The sequence below is a fragment of the Glutamicibacter sp. BSL13 genome, from assembly GCF_052928425.1.
In genome coordinates this window covers 1-2,943 of record NZ_JAVGCZ010000175.1, presented here as the reverse complement: position 1 = coordinate 2,943, position 2,943 = coordinate 1, and the positions used below count along the sequence as shown (strand labels likewise).

Below are 2,943 nucleotides of genomic sequence, written 5' to 3'. Positions count from 1 at the left end.
CCCCGCCGGGTCCGCCAGCGGTGCGGTCAGTGAGCAGCCGCTGCTGACCGGGCTGGCCCTGCCGGCCGACACCATTGAGGCGCCGGCCCAGGCCGCCGCGCAGTCCGCTGCCGCACAGCAGCCGGTTGTGCAGTCGTCCGCGCCGGCCGCCCCACAGAGTTCCACGAAGCCAAAGCGCCGCAGCCGCCGGGCCACCTCGGCCCAGGGGGATGCGAACGCGGAGGTTGTCGTGAGCGAAGTAGCCACTGCCCAGGGCAACCGGGTGCAGATGGATACGTCCAGTAAGCCAAGCGAAACTCCCGCCGAGCCGGCCGCCAAGCCGGTCATGCTCGGGGTCGGGGTTCCGGTACGCGAACTGAAATGATGATCCTGATCACGCAGGGCGCGCCGGGGCGGGTTTTCATTTGCCCCGGCACGCTTTCCTAGCGTAATCTGGTTCATCGGTGCTAAACGCCAAGATCACGGTTTTGTCCGCTCGGCGTCACGGCACAAGCGCATGAGATCCCCAGGTCGTTCCGCTGTATAAGGAATACGGGTTGATTTCTGCGCCGTAAGACAATGAAACGTCGAGTAGAAGTGAGTACCCACGTGGTGTACGCAATTGTCCGCGCTGGCGGCCACCAGGAAAAGGTTTCCGTTGGAGACCTCATTACCGTTGACCGTCTTCAGGCTGCCGAAGGCAGCTCCATTGAGCTTCCGGCCCTGCTGCTGGTGGATGGCGAGAAGGTAACTTCCGCTGCTGCCGATCTGGCCAAGGTCAAGGTCACCGCCGAGGTCGTTGAGAACCTCCGCGGTCCGAAGATCGTCATCCAGAAGTACAAGAACAAGACCGGTTACAAGAAGCGCCAGGGCTTCCGTGCCGCCTTGACCAAGGTCAAGGTCACCTCGATCGCCTAATTTCTGGCGTATCGTAGAGATCAAGAAAATTTGTAGCGAAAGAGGTTTAAGCTATGGCAAGTAAGAAAGGTGCGAGCTCGACCAAGAATGGTCGCGACTCCAACCCGCAGTTCCTGGGTGTAAAGCGCTTCGGCGGCCAGGAAGTCAACGCCGGCGAGATCATCGTGCGCCAGCGTGGCACCCACTTCCACCCGGGCAACGGTGTGGGACGTGGCAAGGACGACACCCTGTTCGCCCTGACCGCCGGTGCGGTTGAGTTCGGCACCCGTCGTGGTCGCCGCGTGGTGAACATCGTTTCTGCCGCCTAGTTCTAGGCACCAGGCAAAACTTTTTAGTACGCCAAGGGGTGGGTCGGATTACCGGCCCACCCCTTGCGTGCGTTTCGCTAAACTTAATGGCGAGTGTCTTTTGCACCGCCAGAACCAAGGAGAAGAACCCCCGTGGCTTCATTCGTTGACCGCGTCACCCTGCATGCCACCGCCGGAAACGGCGGACATGGGTGCGTGTCCATCCGACGCGAGAAATTCAAGCCCCTCGGCGGCCCCGACGGCGGCAACGGAGGCAACGGCGGCGACATCATCCTCGAAGTCTCCCCACAGGTCACCACGCTGCTGGACTACCACCACCTGCCGCACCGCAAGGCCAGCAACGGCGAACCCGGCAAGGGCGGGCTGCGCCCGGGCAAGCAGGGCGTGGACCTGGTGCTGCCGGTCCCGGCCGGCACCGTGGTGAAGAACCGTGCCGGGGACATCCTGGCCGACCTGATCAACCCGGGGGACCGCTACCTGGCGGCCGCCGGCGGGCAGGGCGGACTGGGCAACGCCGCCATCGCCTCGGACAAGCGCAAGGCCCCGGGCTTCGCGCTGCTGGGCATCCCCGGCCAGGAGCAGGACGTGGTCCTGGAGCTGAAGTCCGTGGCGGACATCGCCCTGGTCGGCTACCCCTCGGCCGGCAAGTCCTCGCTGATCGCCGCGCTGTCCGCGGCGCGTCCGAAGATCGCCGACTACCCGTTCACCACCCTGGTGCCGAACCTGGGCGTGGTGCAGGCCGGGGAAGTGCGCTACACCGTGGCCGACGTGCCCGGGCTGATCCCCGGCGCCTCCGAGGGCAAGGGGCTGGGCCACGAGTTCCTGCGCCACGTTGAGCGCTGCGCCGCGATCGTGCACGTGCTGGACTGCGCGTCCCTGGAATCCGAGCGCGACCCGATCACCGACCTGGAGGTCATCGAGGCCGAACTGGCCGCCTACGAGGTCGACTCCTCCTACGCCGGGACCGACGGGACCATCATCCCGCTCAGCGAACGCCCCAAGCTGGTGGCGCTGAACAAGGTCGACATGCCCGACGGGCAGGACATGGCCGAATTCGTGCGCCCCGAACTGGAAAAGCGCGGCTACCGGGTGTTCGAGGTCTCGGCCCTGTCGCGTAACGGATTGCGCGAACTGTCCTTCGCCATGGCTGAATTGGTGGAGCAGGAGCGCGCCAAGCTGGAGCACGCTGCCCCCGTGGTGGAGGTGCCGGTGGTTCGCCCGCGCTCGGTGAACCGCCAGGAATTCACGATCCGCCGCGAGGAGCAGAACCTGGAACCGCTGTGGCGGGTCATCGGGGAGAAGCCCGAACGCTGGATCCTGCAGACCGACTTCTCCAACGACGAGGCCGTGGGCTACCTGGCCGACCGGCTGAACCGGCTGGGCGTGGAGGACGCACTGTTCAAGTCCGGGGCCCGCCCCGGGGACGCGGTGGTCATCGGCGCCGAGGACAACGCGGTCGTCTTTGACTGGGAGCCGACCATGGCCGCCGGGGCCGAGCTGCTGGGCGGTTCGCGCCGCGGCGAGGACGTGCGGCTGGAAGACCGCAGCCGTCCCACCCGCGAACAGAAGCGCGCCGAGCACGAGGAACGCAAGGCCGCCAAGGCCGCGGCCCGCGCCGAACTGGAAGCCGAGCGCAAGGCCGGGATCTGGACCGAAAGCGTGCAGGGCAAGAACGCCCGGCGCGCCGCGGCCGAGACCGGGCAGACCGAGGAAGACTAGCACCGGCCCGCCACGGGCC

At 66.5% G+C, this 2,943-nt stretch carries 3 protein-coding genes and 1 pseudogene; all 4 read left to right on the top strand.

What is annotated here, in order from left to right; all coding sequences use genetic code 11:
- Window positions 1–364, top strand: a pseudogene (locus RCJ92_RS15520) (ribonuclease E/G); the annotation flags it as partial.
- Window positions 365–588: 224 nt separating this feature from the next.
- On the top strand, window positions 589–897 hold the full coding sequence (gene rplU, locus RCJ92_RS15515) for a 50S ribosomal protein L21 (RefSeq protein WP_138927211.1): 309 nt from the start codon (window positions 589–591) through the stop codon (window positions 895–897).
- 53 nt (window positions 898–950) lie between these two features.
- Window positions 951–1,205 (top strand): 50S ribosomal protein L27, encoded by a 255-nt coding sequence (gene rpmA, locus RCJ92_RS15510; RefSeq protein WP_054821895.1) that lies wholly within the window; start codon window positions 951–953, stop codon window positions 1,203–1,205.
- A 132-nt stretch (window positions 1,206–1,337) separates the two neighbouring features.
- The gene (obgE, locus tag RCJ92_RS15505) at window positions 1,338–2,924 is read left to right on the top strand and encodes a GTPase ObgE (protein WP_343830353.1); all 1,587 of its coding nucleotides are present in this window, start codon (window positions 1,338–1,340) and stop codon (window positions 2,922–2,924) included.
- Window positions 2,925–2,943 lie beyond the last annotated feature (19 nt).

Bases quoted from the DNA above. Each gene is read 5' to 3' on its own strand.
- rpmA (WP_054821895.1), top strand. From the start codon at position 951: ATGGCAAGTAAGAAAGGTGCGAGCTCGACCAAGAATGGTCGCGACTCC.